The organism is Nocardia sp. NPDC041819, from assembly GCF_055590505.1.
The window spans coordinates 39,139-63,690 of record NZ_JBVJAP010000006.1 but is presented as its reverse complement, the minus strand read 5'-3'; the positions used below and the strand labels follow the sequence as shown (position 1 = coordinate 63,690).

Genomic DNA, 24,552 nt, shown 5'->3' with positions numbered 1-24,552 from the left:
CGCGGCGGTCACAACCAGCCCCGTCGGCGCCCGGCTGGATGGCCCGTCAGATACGCGCCCAGCAGCAACTGCTACAACGCACGGTGAAGGTCGAGTCCGCCCAGGCTCGCCGCCGCAAGGTCAACGCGCTCGAACTCGTCCCCCTCGTCCGCGCCGGAGCCCTGTTCCACAGGGCAAGCTGCTGGAACGCCCCCCAGGTCGAGGTAGACGACCTGCTGACGACCATGTTCGACCACCGCGACCGACACGAGCGTGAAAGTTCCGTGAGCGGCGGCGAGTTCATGCCTGTTGCTCATCGGTTTGTGTGCAGATGGCGAGCAAGTAGACGATTCCGAGTTCGTCGCCCGCGGCGAGGACCGGTTGCGTGGGTGACACGGCCAGGACGGTCCCGCGGCCCCGCAAGGGGAACGTCCGCTCGAGCGTCAGCGTGCCCAGGTTCCACAGTCGCAGAGTCTGGTCCAGCGACACCGTCGCCAACCACGGTGTGCCGGGAACAACCGCGCTGCCGGTCACGTGGAAGCCGTGGCCGCGCAGGGTGGCGCGGGGGCGGAACGTCGGCAGGTCGAAGACGAGCACATCCCCGTCGCGGGTGACGACAAACGAGTCCTCACTGAACAGCGGCGCCCGCAGGTCCCCTTCCGGAATATAGAGCGTGCACCTGCCCTCGGCGAGATCCCAGCACCGCAGTTCCCTGTGCATCTGTCCGCCACTGCTGAGCCGACCGTCGGACACTGCGGCCAGATAGCGCATGTCCGTTGACGAGGCGAGGGACGCTACGCAGGTCTCGAATGCCGGCCCGCAGCGGGTGAACCTGCGCTGGCGCGGGATCTCCTGCCACCAGCTGCTGGATGCGCCTCCCAGCTCGTGCACTATGACCCGCCCCGCGTCGTCGCCGGTGGCGACGAGCCCGGCGGACTCGCTGATCACGCAACCGCCGCGGCCCTTGGTTCGCTCGACCTTCCAGCCGTCGTCGAGATGCACCAACCGGGCCTCGTTCGCGCGTGCGTAGTCGCCCGCGGCGGGGACGAAAATCAGGCGGCGGCGCCGATCTGCCTTCCATTTCGGCGGTAGATACCGGTCGAGTCGGACGGTGGTCACGCCGGAGTGCACGTCGATGTCGAGTACCTGTGGTCCCCGCGCGTACCCGCCGTCGGTGGAGACGACGATGTGGGAGTCGTCGACGAAGGCGCATGCGGTGATCCCGTTGTGCCCGGCAAGCAACTGCACGCGGTGCGCGCCGGTCCGCGCATCCCACAGTTGAACCGAGCCAGACGGGTCGCCGTGTTCGTCGCTGTCGCCACCGCTGACGAACAGCGACCCGTCCGGCGAGAACACACCGACGCTCACCCCTAGTTCATGGCGGGGCACGTGCGAAGCAGACCCGGTCTCGGGCGGCGGAAGCGGCCACGTCCGCACGGTGCAGTCCCGCGAACCGGTAATGAACAGCGGTCGGTTCGGGGAGGCATCGCAGGCCTCCACCCAACTTCCGTGCCCCGCGAGCGTCACCCTGATCGCCCCGGTCGCGGCGTCCAGGACATAGAGGGATCGGTTGCGCGAGCCCACCGCCACCCACCGACCGTCCGCTGACATCGCCACACTGGTGGGCGAGGGCACAGGGGTGGTCCACTCGACCTGGCTGAGCCCGCCGCGGGCGAGATTGACCGTGCCCGAGAGATTTCCGTGCATCTCGGTCCAGACAGTCGTTCCACGCACAGGGCAGGCGATCGCGGTGATCTCACCCGCGCACGGACGCCGGGCGAGTTCCGCGCCCGTCTCCCGGTCCCACACCGCCAGGCTGTTGCGATCCGACCGGTACCCGTCTCCCGACACAACCGTGGCGCCGTCAGCGGCGAAGCGGACGCACGACACCTCGTTCTCGTGGCCGAGGACCGCGTGGCGCGCCGACCAGTCCCTGGTGTCCCAGATGACGACCTGGCGGCGATACCGGTCGCGCGGAGTCTCACCGCTGTAGTCGTAGCTGCCGCCGCCGGTGACGATTCGGTGGCCGTCGGACGACCAGTCACAGCTGCGCGCGCTCAGGCCGGCGCGGCCGCGCAGAACGGCGACGCGTTGCCCTGTCAGAGCGTCCAAGACCGTCGGTGACCCGCCGCAGACGACCACGAGGTGGCGGCTGTCGGGCGCCCAGGCGCACTCGGCGTTCCCCGATTCTTCCCCGTTGATGATCCGCCGCAGGGCCCCGGTCTCGGCGTCGCGGACGTGGATGGCCCCTTGGTAGTCCACCGATGCGATCCAGCGGCCGTCCGGGGAGTGGCGGCAGGCGGTGATCCAGTTCGATGACCCGTCTCCGCCCTCGCCGGGCTTGCGATGGCCGTCGTATATCAGCCCGAATTGTGGTGATGCGGTGTCTTTGTTGAGGTGTTGCAGCCAGAGCCGGCGCTCCTGCCGCGCCGCCCAACGGCGTCCGGCCGCCGCGGCGACCGCGCTGGAGTCCGGCTCGTTGGCGGCGGCCTGAAAGGTGCCGGCGGGATCGTGGAGGAGATCGGGAAGGGAGCGTGCCACGAAGCGGGCGAACTCCGTGGTGGGCTCGTCGGGTCCGAAAGCGACTTCCGCCGCCGTGTACTCGGCCAGCAGTTGCGGTGCCAACCGGGCAGCGACCTTGACCTCGAGGTAGTCGAGGTCGCATAGCGTCGCGAGGCTGCGTTGCCGGTCGCCGGCCCGTAGGCGTTGCGGCAACAGTTCCTGGGCCTTGCGGAGGTTGGGTGCGGTCCGCGCCTGGTCGAGGAAGCCGGGCTGGACCTGGAAGTAGTCGCCGATGCGGGTGCGCACGGCCCGCTCACGCTCCGGGGTCGCCAGCACCCGGCGGTGCACCGCGGCATCCAGGCTTTCGTGCAGAAAGCTCAGCAGACCCGACCGGTTGGCCAGCAGCGGCTCGGCCGCGAGGTGGAAAGGTACCCAGCGCGCAGCCGGCAGCGGCTGCCCGTCTTCCCCGAGCAGGTCGAGCAGCTCGGCATGCGACATCCCCACCGCGGCGCAGGCCAGTACTGCCAGGGCGGAGTCGACGACAGTGGCGCCGAAGTCATCCGCCCAGCGCTGAATGATCAAGTCGAACAGTGCGGCCGCGTCCCGGGCACCCAGATAGCGCTCGATCATCTCGTCGAGCCGGTCGTGCTCGCCGAACTGCCGCAGCTCCTCGAGCATGCTGCACGTGAACAGCGGGACTGCGGACTGCTCGGCGGCGACGATGCGCTCGAGCCGGTCCCGGTCCAGTTCGCGGCGGTGCGCGGCGAGGAACCGCACGACCAGTGCCCGGCGTTGGGCGATGTCCAGGGGCTGGACGGTCAGCCGCGGCCAGGAGGGATCGAGTGCGTCGAGGACCGGCCCCGGCGTCGTGGAGACGATCAGCCGCACCCGGGGATCGGTGCGGGCGGGGATCCAGGTGAGGTCGTCGCCGCCGTCCAGTTGGTTGACCGCGTCGATCACCACAGCGAACGAGCCGCCCGCCGCGGCCTGCTCCAGGAAGCGAGGGAAGGCTGCCTGCAGTTGCGGAAGGCCGAACGGGACCTCCTCGGCGATACGGTGCCGGCGGCGCAGCTCCACCATGAGCTCGCGCAGCAACTGGGCGGGCGTCGTGACGGCCGATGTCACCCCGATGAAGTAGCCGAGCACAGCCAGGTCGGGGTCCCGTCGCTGCCGGTGCGCGATCCAGTTGGCCAGCAGCGCCGTTTTGCCGAGCCCGGAATCCCCGCACACCACCAGCGGTGGCTCGCTCCCGTGCAAGTGCGCGTCCAGGCGCGCGAAGTCGCGGTCGCGGGCGACGTAGACCTCGGTCAGCCGCCGACGTAAATCCCAACCAGCGTCCTCGAAGCGCTCCTTCGCGGTCTCGGCGCCAGGAAACAGCGTGTCGATGAGGCGGGTGAAGTCCTCGAGAACCCAGGAGCCGAGCTCAGCCGGGTCGCGGTATCCCTCTCGCAACCGGCATCGGCCATTCGCTGCCGCCTCGCGCAGCAACTCCTTGAGCTGCTCGAGTCTATTTCGCCTGTCCACGGACTCGCCGTCGCCGAGCGGACCGTCGGATGCCGCAGAGAGTGGTGCTCGAAAGTAGAAATGCCGACCTCCGATCCCCGCCCCACCGGCCCGTAACCCTTGCAAGATTTCGAACTCTGTGACCGATCGATCGCGCCGGTCGAGGACCCACGGTCGCTCGGTCACCAGCGGCGGCCCAACATCCTGCGGTATCCAGCCGTAGCGATCACCCAGCAGTCCGATGAAGTACGGCGCGCACCGCTCGACCTCGGTGAGGCAGATCGGCAACACCCGGCCTTCCGCGGTCGCCTCGTCGGTGATGCCCCACCGCAGGTCCACCTCCGACCAGGAAACCCCACGTGCGGCGGCGAGTTTGCGCAACTGAGGGAAGACGACCTTCACCAAGTGGTCGCGCTCGCCCTGCATGTCTCGGAACGTCGAGGACACGAAGACGCGCAGCTCGCGCTCCGCCATGCCGCCTCCCCTTGGAGCTGATCAGCGGGCTCACCCGGCTATGACACCGTGGGCACTTCGCGCCACCCGCCATCGGCCAATACGACCACTCCTGGTTCATTCTCACCCGGAAAATCATGAAAAGGAGTTCGTCCCTGTCGGTTTCAGGACACCACCTCGAGATCTCATGCTGGCGTCAACGGGATCTGGCGGCGGGCCTGCTCGATGCGGTCGCTCAGTTCCACATCCGACGGCACCGTGCACCTGGCTCCGCGGCGGGATACTCCCGGGATCAGCTGGTGCTATTCGGGCAGCGGTACCAGCACGCTAGCGCTGCTCATCGCGCGGCTGATCGATGACATCACCGCAGCCGCCGCCGACAAGCTCTACGGCGGCGGCCCTGGACTGGAGCAGATGTTGGAGGTGCCTGCCCGACGGCACCACCTTCACCCGCGCCGACCGTGACGCCCACGCGCTTCGCTCACCTGGCGTTCCGAGCGCCGGACCGGATTCTCGCCGTTGCCGCCGACCCTCTCTACGCTGCCGGTCTGGGCGAGAAGATCGACCTCGCTGAGCTGGCGGTCATTGCGCGATTGGGTATTTCGCTCGGCGGCGTGCTGTAGCGCGGCTCGGTAGCGCTCGGTCTACAACGGAGGAAACCTGCTGCGTCCGGGGACTCGGGGTTCCGGTAGTAATCGCGCGAGAATACGAAATTGGCTTGACCAGCGGCGACGTCGGACTGCCGGTGCCGGGTAGTGGCGGGGTTAGTCGCAACGGGCGCGAGCGTCAGGTCCGGGGCGGGGTGGTGCTGCTGCTGATGATCCGGTGGATGGTGGAGCGGCCGACACTGTATTCCGCGGCGGGGTCGGCCAGGCTCGCGTCGTCGGGGTCGTGGCAGCGGCGATGGATCGTTTTGCGTGCTGCGAGTGGCAGTTTCGGTTGTTTGCCTTTGAGGCGCCCCTGGCGCGGGCCTTGGCCATGCCTTCGCGGGTGCGCAGGTGGCCCAGGTTGGCTTCGAATTCGGCGACCAGTGGTACACAGGTATTGAATGGCGACCAAGACCTCGATACTCTGGGCCGATGCTGGCCGAGTTCTTCGAAGGCATGGTGCCCGAAAGCGGGGGCCATGGTCACGTCGGGTGATCTTCCGGGACTGGATCTACCGCATATCGACGCGCACGCCGAATTAGGCGGCCTCGGCGCCGTCGAACTGCACCATCCCACCCAGGACGTCGACCAAGACGGTCTGCTCGACAGCGTGACCATCACCGGCGACGATGCCATGCAGGTGTGGACCGACGTCGATCACGACGGCTTCGCCGATCACCTCAAGGTGGTGGAGAAGGACGGCGACTATACCGCCTGGGAATTCCATCGACACCCGGACGGAACCTCGGAGTGGATTCGGACGGATCAGGGGCGGCTGGGCACTTGAGCGGCGCCGCCTTCCCGTGGAGGGAGGGTGCGGCAGCGCCGGGTCGGGCAATGTCGGAACTGCGCTGACACTCGTTGCACGGCACCACGCTGATGAGTTGTCGATTCGGCGAGACAGCGACCCCCGTCAGCACTTTGCAGCGTCTGAAACAGCTACCAGCTGTAGTCGGTCACCGAGAGATCCCATCGGCCTCCTAGCGGGTGCGGCGGCATCGATCTCGTCGCGGGCGCGGAACCACCCCGATCCTGTATCCCCTTAGCGGCGAAACAGTTCGAACTGGTTACCGGTTTGACGGCAGAACCAGGTCTTACCCAGCCCTTCTTGACCGAATTCGGCCACTCCATTCGCGACACAAGCTCCGTGAGTGGAGTAGTAGTCAACGGTTTCATCAGCCGCCGCCGTACCAGCCGCGCCGAAGGAGAAGGCCGCGATCATCGCCCCACTGATCAGATACTTCGACATGGCGGGGAAGTCTATAGCGTCACACTACTGCGCCGCGCCTGAAATACGTTGTCTAGGAGCAGGTTCCGTCGGTGTCGAGGATAGGGCTGCCGAGGCAGGACTGGGTCGACCGTGACAGCACGGTCGGATTCGGAGTTGTGGCATTGATTGCCACGGAACTGATCAGCTCGTCCTGGCCAGCCGCACGCAGCTTCGCTCCCAGCTCGGAAATCACCGAGCTCGTCGACAGAACTGTCGAAGCACGACAACCCGCACACCACCGCCGCACTCGGAATCAACCCAGATCAGCACCCAGAATAGGTCCGGCCACGATCAGAGCCCCGATGGCCGAAGACGATCCCGGTTCGAGGTTGCGGCTGGGTGCGGGCGGCTGGTCGAGGTGAGCGTCGGCGGAGCTCCATCCGGCACCTGCATAAAAACCACCCGCACACGAACCGAGTCCGCAGCATCGGGTCGTTCGGTACCGGTAGCGACCATCCGTGCAGGAAGCCGCCTGCTCAGTGACCCGTCGGACCCAGGGCCCGGATCGCGACATCTATCGCGGTGGTCAGACGGTCGAGGTCGTGGCCGGCGCGTTCCCGCACACGGAGGCCGAGGACAGTGGTGAACAACAACTCCACTGCATCGTCGAGGTCGAGATCGGAGGACAGTTCCCCACGAGCGCGCCCCTCGGCCAGGGCCGAGCGCAGGGCCCGCCGGGTGACCTCGAAAGCGGCCTCGGTCCGCTGATGGATCTGGTCGTCGGTGGTGCCGAGTTCGGTGGCGGTGTTGACCACGAAGCATCCGCGACCGGGCTCGCCGTTGGCCGGGCAGGTGATCAGCCACAGCATCCATTCCCGCAGCACCGCACGCACCGGGCGGCCGCCGGTATCCAGCCGCCGCTCGGCCTCGGCGGAGTCGGTGGACCGGTAGTGGTCGAGTGCGCGCAGGAACAGGGTGTGCTTATCCGTGAACGTCCGATACAGGCTGCTCGGTGTGAGATTCAGCGCGACACCCAGATCGCGCACCGAGGTGGCGTAGTAACCGCCCCGCCAGAACAGTTCCGTCGCCGTGTTGACCGCATCCTGCTCATCGAACTGCCGGGGACGTCCCATGAGTCCATCCTACGCCACTTGTGTAGCGATCGCTCCCATATTAAGTTCTGGGATATGGGAGCGATCGCTCCCATATCGACAGGAGGCTCCGATGACGACCGCAGAACACAGCCCCGCTAGAGCGCGAGAACCGGAAGTTCCGGAGAGGAGTCACTGGACAGCGGTCGCCGGGGTGGCGCTGGGTACTTTCCTGCTGGTGACCGCCGAGCAGTTGCCGATCGGTCTGCTCACCTCGGTAGGGTCCGCGCTGTCGGTCTCCGAGGGAGCGGCGGGGCTGATGGTCACGGTGCCCAGCATCGTGGCCGCGTTGGCGGCAGTGCTGGTCCCGGTCGTCGTCGGTTCGCTGAACAGGCGCATCCTGCTGGTCGGACTGATGGCCTTGATGACCGTCGCCAACCTGGGCTCGGCCCTGGCGCCGAACTTCGCCGTCCTAGTGGGGTCTCGGGTGCTCGTCGGAATCGCGATCGGTGGATTCTGGGCCGTCGCCGGCGGCCTCGCCGTGCGCCTCGCAGTCCCCGAAGACGTACCACGGGCAACCGCGGTCATTTTCGGCGGTGTCGGAGCCGCAAACGTCTTCGGCGTGCCGCTCGGCGCCTTGGTCGGCGACCTCACGGACTGGCGGATCGCCTTCTCCTCGCTGAGCGTCTTGGCGCTGGTCACCCTGATCGCCCTGCTGGCGGTGCTGCCGGGACTGACTGCCGCGGAGGCTGTCCGGCCGAAGCTTCTATGGGCGCAGTTCAGCAGCCCAGGAGTGCGCGTCGGCATCATCGCGACGGTGCTCATTGTGTTCGGGCACTTCGCCGCCTACACGTTCGTGAGCCCGGCACTGCAGCAGCTGTCGGGTATCGACGAGCGCTACATCGGCCCGCTGCTGTTCGCATTCGGTGTGGCCGGCATGATCGGCAACTTCGTCGCCGGCTCGGCGCTCTCCCGCAGCACGTACCGAACTGTGCTGACCATCGCCGTGGCCTTGGCAGTCGCGATGCCGCTGTTCCAGCTTCTGGGCGGAACCACGGTCGGCGGTATCGTCCTGTTGATCGCTTGGGGTCTCTCCTACGGCGGTGCGTCCGTGGGCCTGCAGACTTGGATGATCAAGGCCGCCCCCCGCGCGGTGGAAGCGGCGTCGTCGCTGTGGGTGGCGGTGTTCAACCTGTCGATCGGTCTCGGCGCGCTGATCGGCGGCGTCATCGTCGATTCGCTCACCCTCCAGGGCGTGCTGTGGCTCGGCGGTGTCTGCGCCCTGCTGGCCGCCGTGGCGATCTGGACCGCCCGTACCGACGACGCCCTGCGATAACCGGGCCCTTCATTTGAGCTGCTCCACGACGCCAACGCCGTCAGCCGGTTCTCCGGCCGATGTGCAGTGGTCAGGCCAGGTCGGGGTCTCATCGAGCATCGACGAGAGTGCTGCGCTCACAGTGTTGGCCGCAGCGATCCGGGCATCGAGGGCGTCGAGCAGGGCGTCGAGCTCGTTCCCGGACAAGTGCGCGGCGGCGATCGCGGCAGCCGCGCCGGGGTACTGGAGTGCAGGGGTGCAGCCGCCCGACTCGACCGAGAACTCGGGATCGCCGTGACGCTGCGCGAATTTCTCACTACCCCGACGATCGCCGGACTCAGTAACAACCAACCGCACAACGCGCTCGACCTCTTGAACCCGTTGTTACCTGCCTTGCCGATCGACGAGCAGTTCCGGATCGTCTGGCGATGCCCCCGGCCGACCGGGGGAATACGAATTCGACGCGCGGGTCGGACGACCGAGTCTTCGCACGACGTCGAGCCGACAATTTGTCAGCGCATTCGAGCTCAGTCCGGGCGACAGAATCTACTGGCTGAGCCGCCATGGGAACGAACAGGGCCGGAACGTGTCGGCTGTCTGGGATTCCGAGGACAAACCTGGAACCGTCTGCGTTCTGTTCGATCAGCTGATGTTGGGAGACACTTTCTGGCCGGAGGAGTTGTTCGTCCGGAAGGTGTCCACGGAGCGGCGGTGATGGTGCAGCCGGCAGACTGTCTTGACTCGTCGTGGGATGATCTGCCTGCGCGTGATGACCTTCGCGGCCTCACTGCGCCGCAGCGAGGCCGCGGCGCTGTCCCTCGGGGACCTGTCGCTGGTCGACAGCCCCGAGCGTTCCGGGTATCAATCCCCGATACAGTTGCCGGAGACCCCCGGCCGCGCGGTCGATTCGTCACCCCGACGAAGATGTACCAGGGTGCGAGAGCGTCCGACCGATGCCGCCCTACCCCCCGGGTCCCTTACGGTGCGGCGCCTGCGTCGTTCACCCTGCGGAGCATTCAGTAAGGGCCTGGTACCCGCGTCCTGGCGAATCACTGTGCGCGGCAGGCTACTTGCGCCGCTCGCGCTTGTTCGGTGCGATGGCAAGATGTCCGATATGGGCAGCCCTACCAAGATCATGATCCGTGGCGAGCACGTCGAGATCACTGCCGACCAAGTCTTTCTTGCCACCCGCGACCAGACGCCGGACAAGCCTCACACCTATGGCGTGCTTGTCAACGGTGTCCTCTGGCCCCCGCTCCAGCTGATCGCACTGGCGACAGGTGTCCCGGGCAACTCCGGCGAGACGCGCAACTACAACTCGCACACGGCGTTGAAAGCCCTGAACGAGCTGGGATTCGCCACCTTCGAAGAAGTCACCTACTCGGGCAACGGCAACGTCGTGGTACGCGAGAACCGCAAGCGCGGGTAACCGGCCGCCGCGACCCCAGCTGTTCCAGCACGGGACTTCTTGGATCTTCGTTTCATCGAATCTTCAGCGCGGAATCGACGTCTCCTTGTGTAAAAGTGCCTGTACGACGGGCACTGGTGCGTCCCCGCCCGTCTGTATGACCATGGCGGGGGAGTCGCAGTACTCAGGAGGTTTCTTGTCGGCGACATCTCCCGGGGGCAGCTCGTGGGACCGAGGCTGCATGCATCGCTGGGCGGCCGGTGTGAAGCTGACGCAGCCTTGCGGCCAGCAGAGAAGGAACCAGATGGAGGTAAGTTGCGTCCAATCCTGTGTGACCACTCCGCAGCTACCAATCTCGATCAAACACAAGTTCTCCGGAGGATCGGATCGAAGCGATGACAGACTGTCGAGAGCTGTTGGTGGAGGACACCCCACCAGTTCAGAACTTCCGCGAGCAGGCTGGAGCGGCGCGCGCCGACACCGCCGAATTCATGACAGGGCAACGCCCACCCGGCCAGGACTGGACGCGGGTCGGATTCGTCGTCTTCGCTGCTGCGTTCGTTCTCGATATGCTGCTGCACGTCGTGGTGGGCGGACTGGTCTGGTACGCGATGGAGCGATCCCCGGATGCTGCCGTCTCCCCGATCGTGGCTGGCGTGGTAGCCGGTATCGCCGCCTCATTCATCCACCGGACGCTGCTGCAGCGGCTGTTCCGGACTACAGCGGGTAAAGCGGTGTTCGGGCTGCAACTGAGGCAGGCCGACGGCGGGTACCCAAGCCTGTGGCGACTGGTCGAGCAGTGGTTCCGAGGTGTCCTGGCCACGATCGGAGCGCCGTTGCAGCTTCTTGGCTGACCTGCCCGAACACCTCGGCGAGGACTCGAGCCGAAAGATCTTGAGGCGCAATGTGTTAGGTTCGGCTTCTCTAGATATCCGGTCGCGACGGGGGTGGGGTGAGCCAGATCGCAGAGGGCCGACATCGGCAGTAGGGCCCCTCGAGTGGTCACCAGCGACGATTGCGCCGTATCCGATCAGGAGGCGACAGCGGCCTGGATGCGTTCGCGGGCTGTCTCGCCGGGCCAGAATTCGGCGCGAGAAGGTTGCCGCTGCCGAGGGCCGCTGTGGGGGGATCTGTACACCGAATGAAGAGATGTGACATTGACCGAAGTATTGAAAGCGTCACCGGCCGAGATCGCGGGCATGTCGGCCCTCATGGGGACGATCGGGACTGACCTGCGGAATGCCTCCGCTTACGTCCACACCTATGCGAGCCCGTCCAACAAGCCAATGGGGCGGATCATCTCCGAGATCGTGCCCGCCTGTGGTGACCTGGTCGATTTCACGGTGCAGCGGTTCGCCGACTTCGCCTCGATCACCACCGTTTCGGGCACTAACCTCAACCGCGCGGCGTGGATCTACCACGAGCAGGATCAGAAGAACTACGAGGCACTGAACCAGGCGACCCTCGAATACCCTACGACTGCTCCGGCCGGTGCGAACGCCCCGGAGCAGGGTGTCACCGCCGCGTATGCGAATCCTGTGGCCTATTCCGCTCCGACGACGATCTCGCTCGGGCCTCCGGACACCATCGAAGAGGACCTGGTTCGCAAGATCGAAGAGAAGAGTGGCTGGCTGGGCGACTTCAACCAGGGCATCCGGCAGGCCACCAACAACGAGTGGAGCCCGCTCAACCAGCTCTTTGAACCCCTGAGCGGCAACTGGAACGAACTCAAACGCATCGGAGCCACCTACCGGATCGCTGGAGCCGCTGTCGAGGACAGCTCGAAGAACCTGTCGTGGGGAGTGAACAAACTCGGCTCCCATTGGGACGGCAAGGCGGCGATCTCGTTCGAGGACCACAGCCGAAACCTCAGCGCTGCCCTGGAATGGTGGGGACCGGTCGGCCGAACGGTCGACTTCGTGATGACCACGCTCGTCCAGCAGGTCACCGAGGCGTGCCTGGCCATCGCGAACAAGCTGAAAGAGATGCTCGAGGCCGAGGTCGACGTCTCCGACGGCAAAAACCTGGTCAAGGTGGCGCTGAAGAAGGTGCCTGTCGCCGGTACCGCCTACCAGGTGGCGAGTCTGGCGAACATCGTGCTGAGCGTCTGGAACACCATCAAACCGCTGCTGGAGAAGATCAAGAACCTGGTCACCTCGGCGAAGAACTTGCTGTCGAGCATCACCGGCAGCAAGAGCGGCGAACCAGGCAAGTTCGCTCGGCTCAACGAAAACCTGTCTCCGCTTACCCAGACTGCTGTTACTGCGCAACAGGCGGCGATCGTCAGCTCCGATGTCGCGCGAATCGCCGCAGGCGCCGAAACGCAGCAGAAGGCGCCCCAGCAGGGCTACGACGTCGGCGCCAACCCCTGGGAGAACGGATGATCGACCCCGATCTCGACCCCGAGGTCGAAACACAACTGCGAGCGTTCATGGCTTCGGCCGCGGACCTGTCCACCGCGACCATCCAGCTGGACAACGCATCCCTGGACGACATCGTGCAGCCGATCCGCGTCGAAGAAAAGTTCATGACGTGGCTGGCATCGGCACCCGACGCCTCGCCGCAGCTGCGCCAGTATGCCGCCCAGGTCCTCACCGGACACTGCAGGTGGCCAGAAATCGAAAAACACCTCGCCCCGGACCTGCCGCCCGAGGTGATGGCGTTGAAATCGTCGCCACACTACATATGGCCGTGGGAGGTGAGCCAGCCCGATCCGCCAGCGACCACGGTTTCGAGCGCCAGCCCGCCACCGCCCCGCCCGGACCGAACGATGCACAGCCCGAGCCGCCGCAGACAAGCGCCCGAGACGGTCGGGCCCAGCGATTGGCCGGACGACTTCGATGACCACCCCAACACGCAGAGGAGCTGGCTTGTCTGAGTTTGCTCGTATCTCCCTCGCAGTGATCGCACCGGCCGCGGCCGTTGTAGCCATCACGGGATGCTCTGAATCGAATCCCGATGCCGCACATACGCCTGCGTCGGCGACGTCCACAGCGAGCTCGCCGGTGTCCACCACACGTGCCGCGCCGAGCGTGAGCCCGATATCTGGCCTGGATGTGTGCGCCTTGCTGACCCCGAACGAAGTCTTCGACGCGGTCGGCAAGCAAGGGCTGGCTCCGCATCGAACAACCGACGAGAAAGACGGGCGAGTGGTAGCGGAATCCTGCAGCTGGGGTTCGGAAACAGAGGGACTGATCTCGGTGAGCTGGATGCGCGAACCGATCCCGGCGTGGGGCGAGAACGCACAGTCACGCGCCTTCACCGACACGGTCGGCCGTCGTGTCACGCTGAATGCTTGGGAGGGCAAGGGCTGCACGGCTTTCACCGAAGGTGCGAACGGTAACCTCGGAGTCAATATCGTTCCGTCCGATGCCTCCTTGACCGCTCGGCCATCGAGTCCCGGAGACGACGTCTGCGAACGGAACCGATCAGCGATAGCCGCAGCGTTCCAGCGAGCGCAGCCCGCATAACATCCGAGGACGCATTCACGAGCCTTTGCAGTCCCTCCGAATAATGGGTGACCCGCGGTGCTGTCGTCGTGCCGATGGCCGATGGTATCGACCGAAACCGTGACGTAAAGGCATCAGCCCTACAAACCATGTACCGCATGTGCGAAGGACTGAAGGTGTAGGCGGGTTCGGGGACGTATTCGGTCAGTGACTTGTTCCAAAGGCCCGGATGCAAGCGAGCACGCATTCCGCAGGATGGGTCGGCAACCGGCGTCCGTCGCGAACGCTCACGACCACGTGGCGACCCGCGCATTTCCGGACTCCTCGGCGTCGATGCGGTGCGAGCGCTCCACCTTCCCGTTCAGTCGCGGCGTGCGGGGCTTGATGTAGACGTGGTTGATGCCCTTGTCGAATACATGCCAGTGGAAGCCGGACTGGAACTCCGCCCCGTTGTCCGTTGGATGGTCTCGACCGCGAATGGCAGCTGCGAAAGCACGTAGTCGAGGAACTGGATCGCCGTCCTCTGGTTGTTGCGCGGGTAGATCCGCATCACCCGCAGCCGCGTGCGGTCGTCGATCGCGGTGAATCGGTAGAACTTCCCACGCCGGCCAGCCGGTTTCGCCGCCAAAGCAGCACCCGGTTTGCCGGGCAGAGGCTCGACGAACTTGACGTCAATCTGCACGTGATGGCCCGGTCGTTGCTTCTCGTACCGCTTCCAGCGGCGATCGTGCCGCTTGTACCGCTGCGACGCCGGCAACCGGCCAATGTCCAGGCGTTTGAGGATGCGCCACACTCCGGATTTGCTGATCTCGATGTCGTGGTAGCGCTGCGGGTACATCAGGCGATGATCGAACTCGGCCGGGCCCAGAAGACCGTCCGCCGCGACGAACAGGAGATGAGCGTGTTGTGCCTGCGGATCTGCCAGGCCGCCCTTGTCTATGTGAACGTGCTCATGATTCAGGACATCCTCGACGACCCCGACTGCCCCGTCGAGCTCACCGCCGAGGACGAACGCGGGCTGACCCCGCTGTTCTGGTCGCATGTGCTCCCTTACGGCGAGGTCAAGCTGAACATGAACAGCCGCCTGGCACTCGGCGGATAGGACTCGCGGTGTGCAGCCTTCCGTCTCGCAACCATGGTTTCGAGACGGAAGGCGGTCCCGCGCAGTGCAACCAGAAGTCCTGGTGATGCCCTGCGGAGGTGACAGGGCGGGCGAACGCACGCTACTCATGCCGATTTGCGTGCACCGCGTTTTGTCCCGGGTCTGTAATCCCAGCGGTGCGTGGCTGCGGGGCCGCGAACGTGACGGGTGTCACTTCGTGTCAGATCCGGGTGGTGTGGCGTGTCTCAAGGGCATGACTGATTTCAACGCCATCACCAAAGTGGTCGTCATCGGCGGCGGTTACGCCGGTGCCGTAGCGGCCAATCGGCTGCGGCTGCGTCGGGATATCGAGATCACGCTGGTCAATCCGCGCCCCCAGTTCGTCGAGCGCATGCGGTTGCACCAGTTCGTGGCCGGTACCCACGAGGCCGTTATCGGCTACGACACGCTGCTCGGCGCGGGTGTGCGGTTCGTCGTGGATCGCGCCGTCCGCATCGATACCGCCGCTCGCATGGTGGAACTGAGTTCTGGGCGCGCGCTTGGATACCACTATGTGGTCTACGCGGTCGGCAGCACCGCCACGGTGCCCGCGTCGGTACCTGGTGCGGCCGAGTTCGCCTATCCGATCGCCGAATACGAACCCGCCCAGCGGCTGCGCGCCGCGCTGGGGGAGGCACCCGTGGAGGCGCCGATCGTCGTGGTCGGCGGCGGGCTGACCGGAATCGAGACCGCCGCCGAACTCGTCGAGCAGGGCCGCACCGTCACGATCGTGAGTGGCGATAGGTTGGCGGCGAACTTCTCGAATCCGGCGCGGCGGTCGGTGGCGAAGTGGCTGGCCGGGAATGGAGGCGATGTGCGCGAGGAGGTGCGAGTGCGCGAGGTGCGACGCGACGGGGTCGTATTGGCCGACGGCGATGTGCTGCCCAGTGCGCTCACGATATGGACCGCCGGATTCGGGGTGCCCGAGCTGGCCTCGCGCAGCGGCCTGCGCACCGACGAGCTGGGCCGGTTGCTGACCGACGAGACGCTGACCAGTATCGACGACGATCGCATCGTCGCCGCCGGGGACGCGGTCGCGCCCTCGGGGCGGCCACTGCGGATGAGCTGCTATGCCGCCCAGCCTCTGGGCGCCCAGGCCGCCGACAATGTGCTGGCCCGCATCGCGGGATCCGAACCCAGCGTGCTGGACGTGGCGTTCGTGGCGTGCACCGTGGGCTTGGGCAGCCGCGCGGGTGTGATGCAGTTCAGCCGCCGTGACGACACACCTGTGCCGATGTACCTCGGCGGGCGCGTGGCCGGGCAGATCAAGGAGCGGGTGGGTCTCGCCGGCCCGATCGCGACCATCCGCAAGGAAGCCCGCAAGGCCGGCGCGATCCCCACCTTCATGGGCTTGGGCAGGCGCAAGGAACTGCGCGCAGCCGAACCGGAGAGGACCGTGCAGCCGTGACCCCCATCGATGAACGCACCGAGCGTTTCGTGCACCTGCGACCGCTGCTGTTCACCATCGCCTACGAAATCCTCGGCTCGGCGACCGAAGCCGACGATGTGCTGCAAGACAGCTATCTGCGGTGGCGAGGCGTGGACCTGACCACTGTCCGTGACACCAAATCCTATCTGGCCCAACTAGTTACCCGGCAGGCGTTGAATACGTTGCGGGCCGGTGCCAGCCGCCGCGAGGACTACGTCGGCCCGTGGTTGCCCGAGCCGCTGCTACTCACCGACGGTGACGCCTCGAGCGACGTTGTGCTGACCGAATCGGTCTCGATGGGGATGCTGGTGGTGTTGGAAACGCTCACCCCCATCGAGCGGGCGGTCTTCGTGCTGCGCGAGGTCTTCGGCTTCGACTACAACGAGATCGCATCCGCCACAGGTAAATCCATCGACGCCGTCCATCAGACGGCGCGCCGAGCCCGCAACCACGTGCAAGCCCGGCGCAAGCGATACGGCCCCGTCGACACCGCCCGGACCGCTGCGGTCACCGAACGTTTCATCACCGCTGCGACCACCGGAGACATGGAAGGCTTGCTGTCGATGCTCGCGCCAGATATCACCTGGACGACCGACAGCGGCGGCAAGGTCACCGCGCTGCCGGAACTGGTGATCGCCGGCGCCGAACGGGTGGGCGCGATTCTCATGGCGGTCTTCCGATACGCGCAACGGCGACCGCAGGTTCGAATCGAGACAGTGAATTGCAACAGCCAACCGGCACTCGCGTGCTATATCGGCGACAAACTGGAAGCCCTTCTCGTATTCGACATCGCCGACGACAGGATCATCAACGGTTACGGAATCCGTAACCCCGACAAACTGTCCGCCCTCGGAATCCCTCGCGCGATCAGTCGCACCGAAACACCCATGACGTAACCCCACCCCGCACGCGGTGCCGACCTCCCATAATGCCGCGACCAGCGCGGCCATTCGGCATGCTGAACGTCCACGGGCCGGGGGGATAGCCACCGCAAATGCCTTCATTCCGATGGAACATCAAGAGGAGTGATGTCAACCACTGCGCAACATGAGGGCCCAGCGAGTTCCCAAGAGGGCAGGGGGTCAGCATTGGCAATCTACGCGACTACGAGGGAGATCTGCCAGGTAGAGCACTTGGGGGACGGTGCCTCACCGCGTCGCCCGCGACATGCGTTTGTTCAGTGATGATAAAACAAATAGCGTTCACTGTTGGTGAAGTTGTTCGGTCGAGTGAACAGAGATGCGTTGATGCAGGACAAGATCGGGCCCGCGTTGAAGCGGGCACGCATGGACCGCGGCATCAGCCTGCGAAGCCTGGCAGCCGCGGCCGGTATTTCGGCCAGTCGGCTCTCCTGGTGGAAACCGCGCCGGGAGTCGGCGAAGCCGACGTGCGGGCAGCCACCGCGGCGAAACTCAGGACGGCGGTCGCCCCTGCTCGATGACGCTGTCGTGTGCGGCCTACGATCCCGTGGCGGCCGCACACGACAGCCACCGCATCAGCGCGTCGTGCCGTACAGGGTGAGAGTGTCGTCCACGCAGCGCGCGATGAAGGCCTCATCGATCGGCTCGTCACCGACGAGCAGCCGGAAATACAGTGGCGCGGACAGGGTTTCGAGCACGGCTCGCGGAACAACCGCCGCGGGCAGTTCACCACGCTCGATCGCCCTGCCAATCACCTGAGAGCCGAGTTCGAATCGATCACGCCAGAACCGGCGACGCGCGGCATCGACCTCCGGGTCGGCCGACAGAGCGACGGTGGTACCGATCAGCCGCGCGATCCCCGGCTGCAAGATCAGCTGCGAGACCTGCTCGGCGAGCAAACCCAGATCGCCGCGCAGGCTCCCGGTGTCCGGTACGGGATTACCGGCGGCGGCGAGTTCGGTGACGGCGTCGGCGATCAACGCCATTCGGGTGCCCCAGCGCCGATAGATCGTGGTCTCGGCGACACCGGCGCGGGCCGCGACATCACCGATCGTCAGTCCCTCGATGCCGTGCTCGGTGACCTGCTCCAAGGTCGCCGCGAGCACCGCCTCGCGGACCCGCGCCGAGCGCCCACCGGTCCGCTTGCGCGGAGCCGGGGGCATCGACTGCCGCGGATCATCGATATCGGGAGCGCGCTGGTCCATGGTCCCAGTTCTACGCGACACCGAGGTGCCGCCGTGCAGGTACGCCTTTGCGCTCGGTCTGGTCTTCACGTGTCAGCGCAGGTAGGCCTGGATCCAATTGCCGAATTCACAGGCCAGGTGCCACTTATGCTCGCTGACGTACAAACCGGGAACCGCGGCCGGGAACGCGACTTTGAGCTGGCTGCGGAACCCGCCGCCGGGTTCGTCGCGAAACTGATGACAGACCCCGCCGATGAGTTCACCATCGGCGAGGTAGGCGGCACCGGCAATCGCATGCGAGTAGGCCGGATCCGCGGGCACCACGACCTTGCCCGGGTCGGTGTACTCGATGAGGAACCTGCTGGCCAGCATCGCGCCGCCGGTCACTTCGACCACCTCCTGCCGCCCGTCGGGTTGAGTGGCGATGATGTAGTGATCAGGGCACGCATCGGTCCACACCGCGCGGTCGTTTCCCACCCGCGCGCGGTCGAACCAATCGACCATGCCTTGGGCGCTGCCGCGATTACTGACGATCTCGACGGCCCCCACCACCCACCGTCCACCCGACGCGGCCAGCGTCGCGCGGGTAGCGGCCTCGGAGGCGACCAGCTCGCCGGCGAGCAGCTCACGCAACCCATCGGGACCGATCAGCACGCGGGCCCGGGCCAGCGCTGCTCGCGCGCCGGGGACATCGTCGACGCTGGTCTCGAAGCGGGTGAGCAGCGAGTCGAGTTCACCGGTCAGCAGCCCGACATAGTCCTTACGCAACCGTGCCGCGACCACCGAGAGCCGCCGACGCTCCCATTCCAGAACCCTGAGGGGGTCGACCACAGTTCCGTCGATGACCGTGCGCAGCCCGCCGATATCTGGTCTCGCTGGGGACGCGAACGCGGTTCCTGCCTCGACAAAGGCCGTGGCAGCGGTAACGGCTGCTGTCGCACCCGCCGTACGCATCATGAAGCTTCTCCTGGTCAGCACCGACCATTCCTCTCGGGTCCTGATTCCGGCGGGTGGGGGCCACCCGTTAACGCAAGTCTTTATTGCGTTAACAGCTTCGGTTGCGAGAGTCACGATGTCAAGAGGTTGCGCATAATTAACGCCACTATTTATGGCGTTACCGTCAGCCTTGGCTGATTGCTCCCGCAGCGCAGTCGGATCGACCCTTCGCGCCACCGCGCTTGCATGCAAGGGAAGGCTCGTGGAGAGCTAGGCGACCACATCGCCGTAGCTACCGCAGGCTGGACGTCGTCAGGGTCACGAGCCAGACGCGGCGAACGGAGCCGAGGCGATCAGCCAGTTGCTGAACTCGCAGGCCAGATGCCACTCGTGCTGGTGAATCATCCGGTTGGGCAGCGAGCCGGGAAACTGCGCGGTCACCAGCGCCTCCAGGCCACCGGCGCGGTCACGGAATTGGTGCCGGACGCCACCGATGACCAAGCCGTCATCGAGCAGGGCGGTGCCCGCGATCTGGATCGGGTAATTGGGGTCGATCGGAACCGTGACAGCGTCGGTTCGGTTGTAGTCGACCAGAAACCGCGAGGCCGCCGGGGCACCGCCGGTCGTCTCGACAACTTCCTGACGGCCGTCGGGCAGGCCGCGCACCAGATAGTGGTCAGGGCAGGCCACGTCCATGGCGAGTTCATCGTTCACCACGACAAGGTTGCCGAACCACTCCGCGAAGCGATCCGCCGACAGGCCGGGGGCGGTGAGCCGGGTAACCGAGTACTTGACCTTGCCCCGGCTGACTCGGGCACCGATCCGGGCCATGCGCTCCGACAATGCCAGTTCGCGTTTGAGCACGGCGTACACACCGGCGTGCCCGAGCCGAAGCTTCAAGGCGGCCAACGCTTCCCTGCGAGTATCGAGCGGAGCGCCGCGTAGCTCGCTGATCGTCGGGCCGGCCTGAAGTTCCTCAGCTCCCCGAGCGCCGAGTCGTGCCGCGAATTTGGCGAGAACCATGTCGGCACGCCGCGACTCCCACGCCAGTACGTCCTGCCGCGAAACTTCCCTCCGGCCGACGATCGTGCGGATGTCGTTCGAATCGACCATGACGTCTCCCATCTCTCCGTATTGCTGCAACCACTGAGCCGCACCAACCTTAACGCCAGGAAATATAGCCTTAAGCGGAGTGGTCGCGGGCACACTTTCGCGATCCGCGCATTTTGAGGAGCTCGGACGGAGCCCGCCGGCCTCAGGGCGGGAGCAAGACCGCAGCCGCTCGAGGCGGGCCCGCAGTTCCGGCAGCCGCTCATCGACCTCGCACGGGTACATCCAACCGGCTGGCGAGTTCGGAAGCGTGATGCCGAAGGTGTCGCGGACGACGACCGCGCCGGGTTCGATATCGAAGATCGCGAGGTCGGTGTAGACCCGGGACACGCAGCCGATCCGGATAAGAGGGTAGGTGCATGACGGGACCAACTTCGCAGCGCCGTCCTTGCTGAAGAGCGTCATCATCACGAAGATCTGCTTGGCTCCGGTGGCGAGGTCCATCGCGCCGCCCACCGCGGGGATGGCGTCGGGCGCGCCGGTGTGCCAGTTCGCCAGATCACCGGTCGCGGAGACCTGAAAGGCGCCCAGCACGCACACGTCGAGGTGCCCGCCGCGCATCATCGCGAACGAGTCCGCGTGGTGGAAGTAGGCCCTGCCGAGTAGCTCGGTGACCGGGATCTTGCCCGCGTTGGTCAGGTCGGGATCGATGTCGTCACCGACCGCCGCCGGGCCCATGGTCAGCATGCCGTTCTCGACCTGCTGCAGGTCGCCGACGGCAGTAGACGACAGCCAAGTCGAGGTGCCGCCGACTCCGCCGATGACAGTGCGCGCGGGGGAGGGGGAAACGATCGGCACGGCCAGAGTCGTGCCGGCGGCGATGCGCCGGTGCAGCGCCCAGTAGACGCTGGCCGCGAGCACGGCGGCAGCGCCGAGCGCGGTGACGATCGCGGGAACCGTCATAACCAGCCACAACGGTGTGAGACACGGTCTGAGACCCCTGGCCCTTCAGGCTGCGTCGCTGCTACCCGCGGTGGTCGTCTGTTGGCTGCCTGATGTGCACGCATCAGTGCCGTGGCGTCGAGATCACCTCCATCGCAATTGTCGACACCGTGGTTGCGGTGGAATGATTTTGCTCCAGAAGTCGTGGCGTACTGCATCCCACAACTTGGCCATTTCCGGAAGGAGTTCTCGCGCTTGTGCCAGATCCGGAAAGTCCTCGGGGCCGAAGGATACGATCGGCGTGGCACCGGATGTCTCGTGGACTGCCACGATGGAGATCAGGTGGTTCTGGAACGGGCGCCATGTCGCGCGCAATCCGCCGACTTCGGTTCGTCGCATATCATCCATTTCTATTTCCAACTCGTCGACTTTGTTCGAGAGTGATCCCCGACCGTTGTCGAGGTCGACCTTCTGTTGATTCTGTTGCGCGATTTTCCATCGGCCGGCTCCGGTGCGGTAACAGGGCAGAACACGCAAAATCCCCTCGTTCACAAAGCGTAGAAGTACCGGGTCGTGAAATCCTTCGATCGGCGGCGCTCTCCAGCGCGTGCGATGCCGTTCCGCGGCGCGAGCGGTCGACGCTGATCGACCAGAGTAATCCGCGCCTGCTTACCTTCGGTAAGTGCGGGCAACCAATGCCGAGCGGAGACGCCATAGCCCGCTCGCCATGGTGGGATCGAATCCGGTTAGCTGATCGATCCGCTTGAGCCGGTAATCCACGGTGTTGGTGTGTACGTGCAGTAGCCGCGCGGTGCGCCTGCGGTTCAGGTTGTGCGCTATATGGATTTGCAGAGTCTCCAGCAATTCCGGATATTCATCCAGTGGATCGAGCAGCGACCCGAGCTGTTCGCGGGCGGGGCCGGGCCGGGTGAGCTGGTATTCCAGAGCCAACTCGTCGAAGTGATACAGGCCCGGCACCGACCCGAGCCGGGTGACCATGTCGAGCAGTTCGTGGGCTTGATCCGCGGCAGTGGGCACGGTGTCGGTAGCGGCAGTGACCTCGGTCGCGGTGATGTGCACGCGGGCCGCCCGCGACAGATGCCCGATCAGTTCCTTCAGGCTGCCCTTGGTGATGTGATCGGCGGGAATGAGCAGGGTGCCGCCGTCGACCGAGAGCAGCGACAGCACGGTGTCGTCGCAGCGGGTGGCCAATTCCGCCTGCACACGCCGGAGTTTGCGACGGGCAACGACTTTCGCGTCCAGCATCGGGTTGGACTCGTCCGGGTGAGACGGGATGGCGAGCGCTATGACCCGATAGCGGTCGGAGATGTCGATTCCACACTCTCGGGCCATGGTGGAGGTGGGGTGTCCGCCGAGCAGCGCCGAGGTGAGCGTGTGCACCGCCGTGTGGTGCTCCGACACGACCGCGCGCAGTTCACGCACATAGGCCGCCGAGACCGCCGTGGTCATGGTGTCGAGCATTTCGACGACGAGTTTGGCGCCGTCGAGGATGCTTCGATAATCGGCCGTGCTGACGGTGGGCATCGGCTCGGTGTCAGCTGAGCCGGAGGCACGCTGCTCGGCGAAGGCCGTGGACACCACCAGGTCGAAGCCGATCTTGAAGCCCTCATGGATAGCGTGGTGAATGGTACCGATGGGCACGCCTTCACGAGCCCATTGCGCTGCAGCCTCTTCGAGTTGCCCGGTCTTCTCTGAAATATTGCTGCCGTCCAGCATGCTGACTGCCAGCTCCAAGCACACGCGGGTGATGATGGTGATGTCGCCATGGATCGCGTCACCAGGCAAGGTGCCGCAGGGGGCGACGGTTTCGACAAAATGCCCGACCATCTGCCGCGACAAGGCGCGCACGTCTTTCAGCGGCAGGGACATGGGCCGACCGGATACAGTGAGTCCTTGCCGTCCGGCGAAGGTGAGAGACATGGTGGAGCTTCCTTCCACCCCCGTTAACTGTGCTATTGCACCAGCGTAACTAGAGCAAGAACGTAGAGAACGGTTTACTCCGAGTAACGTGAATATCGGGAGAGCCGTCAGGCAGCGATGGTGATAGTTCACAATGACAGTTGGCTAGAGCCTCGACCTGATGTGCCGAGAGGCTGGTGAGCTGCGCAGCGCACTCTATCGGCTGTGCGCTCGCCTGCCGCAGGGGAGCGCACAGCGTCGGTGGATCACCCGTAGGCGATCTTCTCCAGCAGATCCAGCGCTTCGTGCACCTTGTTCAGTTCGTCGGACGGCAAGCTCTCCGACAGAAGCCGCGCGAAAGCATCGTGCAGTGCTCCCTGTTGCCCCCGTGCCCAGGCAAGGCCGTCGTCGGTGAGCATCAGGTTCACGCGGCGTCTGTCGATCGGGTCGCGTACGCCGACGAGCAGCCCTTGATCTCGTAACCCGTCGATGACATTGCGCATCGTCTGCGGGCGCAACATCTCCAGGCGAGCCAGATCGACAGCGGACATGGCTCCGCATCGATGCAAGCGCCCCAGCACCGCCCACTGCGTCGCGGACAATCGGCAGTCATTCGGATCCCTCCGGACGCGGCGCAAAATCACGGTCAATGCAATGCGCAGGCGCGCCCCCGTGGCGGCCAGCGCTCTGGCATCCGCGGCATCAACGGCCAACATGCAACTCCTGACTCCCCTGACCGGAAGCGAATTATGGGTGGCGTTCGGTCTCGACGCCGCCTGTCGGATGCTTGGTCACGTGGAGGGTCGATGCGCCGCCCAGGCAGCCCTCATCGCGCTTGGTGACCGTGCCGGTGTGCGGGCTGTTCGCCTGATCCTGGCGCCGGCCCGGTTTTTCAGTACCCGATTATCGATCTTTTGCGCAGGCTGCGCGGCGGTGACGACTTCGAACCGGAAAGCGCGCCGTTGCGCTCACCCGGGACCATGTCGGCACCGCCGCGTGCCACTCGAGCTAGCCGGCTACAGGCAGAGGCTCAGCTCGACAGGGCCGACCGGGATGGGTACGCACACCTCCACCGAGCCCGCGACCGGGGTGGCTACGGGGGTATCTGCCGAGGCCGTGCCGACACCGAGGGCGGTGGCGGACAGCGCGAATGCGACGACGGCGAGCGGGCGAATAATTCTCGAGTTCATACAGTCATCCTCAGTCGTGTTCATGGAGAAATTACCGGTTCGGGACGGAACGATCAGATCATGAAACCGAGGGTCGTTGCACGTCGTTTTCCAGACTTTGTATTTCTAGATCAACTATTTACCGAGTGGTGGTAGATCATCACAGCAAGCAGTAGCATCACTACTAACTGTGACCCGAATGTACACGATAGTTCAGCTAATTACTTGTGGCATTTCGTCACCGGCATCGAATATGCCATGTCGACCATGATGCCTGCGGTGCTACACCCGGTGCCTGCGCTGC

Annotated in this window: 25 protein-coding genes and 1 pseudogene; 12 read left to right on the top strand and 14 right to left on the bottom strand. The window is 65.5% G+C overall.

Annotation, left to right across the window (positions count from 1 at the left end):
* Positions 1-71: 71 nt before the first annotated feature.
* Both ACZ6DL_RS19275 and ACZ6DL_RS19270 read right to left on the bottom strand, forming a co-directional pair.
* The gene (locus ACZ6DL_RS19275; RefSeq protein WP_466052794.1) at positions 72-296 is read right to left on the bottom strand and encodes a hypothetical protein; all 225 of its coding nucleotides are present in this window, start codon (positions 294-296) and stop codon (positions 72-74) included.
* Positions 280-4,458 carry a DUF4062 domain-containing protein gene (locus ACZ6DL_RS19270; protein ID WP_466052792.1) on the bottom strand — a complete coding sequence of 1,393 codons (4,179 nt, stop codon included), beginning with the start codon at positions 4,456-4,458 and terminating at the stop codon, positions 280-282. Before ACZ6DL_RS19270 ends, ACZ6DL_RS19275 begins: the two co-directional genes overlap by 17 nt.
* A gap of 204 nt (positions 4,459-4,662) precedes the next feature.
* Here ACZ6DL_RS19270 and ACZ6DL_RS19265 point away from each other — a divergent pair, with 204 nt between their 5' ends.
* The 3 genes from ACZ6DL_RS19265 to ACZ6DL_RS19255 all read left to right on the top strand — a co-directional run bounded on the left by ACZ6DL_RS19265 (position 4,663) and on the right by ACZ6DL_RS19255 (position 5,871).
* The gene (locus ACZ6DL_RS19265; RefSeq protein WP_466052790.1) at positions 4,663-4,902 is read left to right on the top strand and encodes a hypothetical protein; all 240 of its coding nucleotides are present in this window, start codon (positions 4,663-4,665) and stop codon (positions 4,900-4,902) included.
* Complete coding sequence (locus ACZ6DL_RS19260) at positions 4,899-5,060, top strand: hypothetical protein (RefSeq protein WP_466052788.1); 162 nt, start codon at positions 4,899-4,901, stop codon at positions 5,058-5,060. The genes ACZ6DL_RS19265 and ACZ6DL_RS19260 overlap by 4 nt, the downstream gene beginning before the upstream one ends.
* A 502-nt stretch (positions 5,061-5,562) precedes the next feature.
* Positions 5,563-5,871: a DUF6802 family protein gene (locus ACZ6DL_RS19255; protein ID WP_466052787.1), complete on the top strand. Its 309-nt coding sequence runs from the start codon at positions 5,563-5,565 to the stop codon at positions 5,869-5,871.
* A gap of 255 nt (positions 5,872-6,126) precedes the next feature.
* Here ACZ6DL_RS19255 and ACZ6DL_RS19250 read toward each other — a convergent pair whose 3' ends face one another.
* Both ACZ6DL_RS19250 and ACZ6DL_RS19245 read right to left on the bottom strand, forming a co-directional pair.
* Positions 6,127-6,333, bottom strand: a complete 207-nt coding sequence (locus tag ACZ6DL_RS19250; protein ID WP_466052785.1) for a hypothetical protein — start codon at positions 6,331-6,333, stop codon at positions 6,127-6,129.
* A gap of 497 nt (positions 6,334-6,830) precedes the next feature.
* Complete coding sequence (locus tag ACZ6DL_RS19245) at positions 6,831-7,427, bottom strand: TetR/AcrR family transcriptional regulator (RefSeq protein ID WP_466052784.1); 597 nt, start codon at positions 7,425-7,427, stop codon at positions 6,831-6,833.
* 91 nt (positions 7,428-7,518) lie between these two features.
* Between ACZ6DL_RS19245 and ACZ6DL_RS19240 the strand changes: the two genes are divergently transcribed.
* Positions 7,519-8,721: an MFS transporter gene (locus tag ACZ6DL_RS19240; RefSeq protein ID WP_466052782.1), complete on the top strand. Its 1,203-nt coding sequence runs from the start codon at positions 7,519-7,521 to the stop codon at positions 8,719-8,721.
* A 9-nt stretch (positions 8,722-8,730) separates the two neighbouring features.
* Here the strand turns inward: ACZ6DL_RS19240 and ACZ6DL_RS19235 are convergent, their stop codons facing one another.
* Positions 8,731-9,057: a hypothetical protein gene (locus tag ACZ6DL_RS19235; protein ID WP_466052780.1), complete on the bottom strand. Its 327-nt coding sequence runs from the start codon at positions 9,055-9,057 to the stop codon at positions 8,731-8,733.
* Positions 9,058-9,451: 394 nt separating this feature from the next.
* Here ACZ6DL_RS19235 and ACZ6DL_RS19230 point away from each other — a divergent pair, with 394 nt between their 5' ends.
* From ACZ6DL_RS19230 to ACZ6DL_RS19210, 5 genes are all read left to right on the top strand, one after another.
* Positions 9,452-10,129, top strand: coding sequence for a hypothetical protein (locus ACZ6DL_RS19230; protein ID WP_466052778.1), 678 nt, complete (start codon positions 9,452-9,454; stop codon positions 10,127-10,129).
* Positions 10,130-10,527: 398 nt separating this feature from the next.
* On the top strand, positions 10,528-10,962 hold the full coding sequence (locus tag ACZ6DL_RS19225) for an RDD family protein (RefSeq protein WP_466053266.1): 435 nt from the start codon (positions 10,528-10,530) through the stop codon (positions 10,960-10,962).
* Between the two features lie 297 nt (positions 10,963-11,259).
* Entirely contained in the window at positions 11,260-12,492 is a 1,233-nt protein-coding gene (locus tag ACZ6DL_RS19220) for a hypothetical protein (protein WP_466052776.1), read from the top strand.
* Positions 12,489-12,986 carry a hypothetical protein gene (locus ACZ6DL_RS19215; protein WP_466052774.1) on the top strand — a complete coding sequence of 166 codons (498 nt, stop codon included), beginning with the start codon at positions 12,489-12,491 and terminating at the stop codon, positions 12,984-12,986. The genes ACZ6DL_RS19220 and ACZ6DL_RS19215 overlap by 4 nt, the downstream gene beginning before the upstream one ends.
* Before the next feature lie 22 nt (positions 12,987-13,008).
* Positions 13,009-13,578, top strand: a complete 570-nt coding sequence (locus tag ACZ6DL_RS19210) for a DUF3558 family protein (RefSeq protein ID WP_466052772.1) — start codon at positions 13,009-13,011, stop codon at positions 13,576-13,578.
* A gap of 340 nt (positions 13,579-13,918) precedes the next feature.
* Here the strand turns inward: ACZ6DL_RS19210 and ACZ6DL_RS19205 are convergent, their stop codons facing one another.
* The gene (locus ACZ6DL_RS19205; protein ID WP_466052771.1) at positions 13,919-14,395 is read right to left on the bottom strand and encodes a transposase family protein; all 477 of its coding nucleotides are present in this window, start codon (positions 14,393-14,395) and stop codon (positions 13,919-13,921) included.
* Between the two features lie 6 nt (positions 14,396-14,401).
* Here ACZ6DL_RS19205 and ACZ6DL_RS19200 point away from each other — a divergent pair, with 6 nt between their 5' ends.
* The 3 genes from ACZ6DL_RS19200 to sigJ all read left to right on the top strand — a co-directional run bounded on the left by ACZ6DL_RS19200 (position 14,402) and on the right by sigJ (position 17,023).
* Positions 14,402-14,659 (top strand): Tn3 family transposase, encoded by a 258-nt coding sequence (locus tag ACZ6DL_RS19200; protein ID WP_466052769.1) that lies wholly within the window; start codon positions 14,402-14,404, stop codon positions 14,657-14,659.
* 253 nt (positions 14,660-14,912) lie between these two features.
* Entirely contained in the window at positions 14,913-16,106 is a 1,194-nt protein-coding gene (locus tag ACZ6DL_RS19195; RefSeq protein ID WP_466052767.1) for an NAD(P)/FAD-dependent oxidoreductase, read from the top strand.
* A complete protein-coding gene (sigJ, locus tag ACZ6DL_RS19190; protein ID WP_466052765.1) occupies positions 16,103-17,023 on the top strand; it encodes an RNA polymerase sigma factor SigJ in 921 nt (306 codons plus the stop codon). Before ACZ6DL_RS19195 ends, sigJ begins: the two co-directional genes overlap by 4 nt.
* A 599-nt stretch (positions 17,024-17,622) precedes the next feature.
* On the opposite strand, the gene ACZ6DL_RS19185 is transcribed toward sigJ, so the two are convergent.
* The 8 genes and pseudogenes from ACZ6DL_RS19185 to ACZ6DL_RS19150 form a co-directional block, all read right to left on the bottom strand.
* Positions 17,623-18,252: a TetR/AcrR family transcriptional regulator gene (locus tag ACZ6DL_RS19185; protein WP_466052764.1), complete on the bottom strand. Its 630-nt coding sequence runs from the start codon at positions 18,250-18,252 to the stop codon at positions 17,623-17,625.
* A 72-nt stretch (positions 18,253-18,324) separates the two neighbouring features.
* Positions 18,325-19,062 (bottom strand): hypothetical protein, encoded by a 738-nt coding sequence (locus tag ACZ6DL_RS19180; protein WP_466052762.1) that lies wholly within the window; start codon positions 19,060-19,062, stop codon positions 18,325-18,327.
* A 423-nt stretch (positions 19,063-19,485) separates the two neighbouring features.
* Positions 19,486-20,280, bottom strand: coding sequence for a hypothetical protein (locus ACZ6DL_RS19175; RefSeq protein ID WP_466052760.1), 795 nt, complete (start codon positions 20,278-20,280; stop codon positions 19,486-19,488).
* Positions 20,281-20,479: 199 nt separating this feature from the next.
* Positions 20,480-21,138, bottom strand: a pseudogene (locus ACZ6DL_RS19170) (CoA-transferase).
* A gap of 165 nt (positions 21,139-21,303) precedes the next feature.
* The gene (locus ACZ6DL_RS19165) at positions 21,304-21,696 is read right to left on the bottom strand and encodes a hypothetical protein (protein WP_466052758.1); all 393 of its coding nucleotides are present in this window, start codon (positions 21,694-21,696) and stop codon (positions 21,304-21,306) included.
* Between the two features lie 132 nt (positions 21,697-21,828).
* Positions 21,829-23,100: a PucR family transcriptional regulator gene (locus ACZ6DL_RS19160; protein WP_466053264.1), complete on the bottom strand. Its 1,272-nt coding sequence runs from the start codon at positions 23,098-23,100 to the stop codon at positions 21,829-21,831.
* A gap of 245 nt (positions 23,101-23,345) precedes the next feature.
* Positions 23,346-23,792: a MarR family winged helix-turn-helix transcriptional regulator gene (locus ACZ6DL_RS19155; protein WP_466052756.1), complete on the bottom strand. Its 447-nt coding sequence runs from the start codon at positions 23,790-23,792 to the stop codon at positions 23,346-23,348.
* Positions 23,793-24,095: 303 nt separating this feature from the next.
* A complete protein-coding gene (locus ACZ6DL_RS19150; RefSeq protein ID WP_466052754.1) occupies positions 24,096-24,269 on the bottom strand; it encodes a hypothetical protein in 174 nt (57 codons plus the stop codon).
* Between the last annotated feature and the right edge of the window lie 283 nt (positions 24,270-24,552).

Excerpts from the sequence above, each read along its gene's own strand:
- ACZ6DL_RS19275 (WP_466052794.1), bottom strand. The coding sequence starts at position 296 with ATGAGCAACAGGCATGAACTCGCCGCCGCTCACGGAACTTTCACGCTC.
- ACZ6DL_RS19270 (WP_466052792.1), bottom strand. The coding sequence starts at position 4,458 with ATGGCGGAGCGCGAGCTGCGCGTCTTCGTGTCCTCGACGTTCCGAGAC.
- ACZ6DL_RS19265 (WP_466052790.1), top strand. The coding sequence starts at position 4,663 with ATGCGGTCGCTCAGTTCCACATCCGACGGCACCGTGCACCTGGCTCCG.
- ACZ6DL_RS19255 (WP_466052787.1), top strand. The coding sequence starts at position 5,563 with ATGGTCACGTCGGGTGATCTTCCGGGACTGGATCTACCGCATATCGAC.
- ACZ6DL_RS19250 (WP_466052785.1), bottom strand. The coding sequence starts at position 6,333 with ATGTCGAAGTATCTGATCAGTGGGGCGATGATCGCGGCCTTCTCCTTC.
- ACZ6DL_RS19245 (WP_466052784.1), bottom strand. The coding sequence starts at position 7,427 with ATGGGACGTCCCCGGCAGTTCGATGAGCAGGATGCGGTCAACACGGCG.
- ACZ6DL_RS19240 (WP_466052782.1), top strand. The coding sequence starts at position 7,519 with ATGACGACCGCAGAACACAGCCCCGCTAGAGCGCGAGAACCGGAAGTT.
- ACZ6DL_RS19230 (WP_466052778.1), top strand. The coding sequence starts at position 9,452 with ATGATCTGCCTGCGCGTGATGACCTTCGCGGCCTCACTGCGCCGCAGC.
- ACZ6DL_RS19215 (WP_466052774.1), top strand. The coding sequence starts at position 12,489 with ATGATCGACCCCGATCTCGACCCCGAGGTCGAAACACAACTGCGAGCG.
- ACZ6DL_RS19205 (WP_466052771.1), bottom strand. The coding sequence starts at position 14,395 with ATGTACCCGCAGCGCTACCACGACATCGAGATCAGCAAATCCGGAGTG.
- ACZ6DL_RS19200 (WP_466052769.1), top strand. The coding sequence starts at position 14,402 with ATGATCGAACTCGGCCGGGCCCAGAAGACCGTCCGCCGCGACGAACAG.
- ACZ6DL_RS19195 (WP_466052767.1), top strand. The coding sequence starts at position 14,913 with ATGACTGATTTCAACGCCATCACCAAAGTGGTCGTCATCGGCGGCGGT.
- ACZ6DL_RS19185 (WP_466052764.1), bottom strand. The coding sequence starts at position 18,252 with ATGGACCAGCGCGCTCCCGATATCGATGATCCGCGGCAGTCGATGCCC.
- ACZ6DL_RS19175 (WP_466052760.1), bottom strand. The coding sequence starts at position 20,280 with ATGGTCGATTCGAACGACATCCGCACGATCGTCGGCCGGAGGGAAGTT.
- ACZ6DL_RS19160 (WP_466053264.1), bottom strand. The coding sequence starts at position 23,100 with ATGTCTCTCACCTTCGCCGGACGGCAAGGACTCACTGTATCCGGTCGG.
- ACZ6DL_RS19150 (WP_466052754.1), bottom strand. The coding sequence starts at position 24,269 with ATGAACTCGAGAATTATTCGCCCGCTCGCCGTCGTCGCATTCGCGCTG.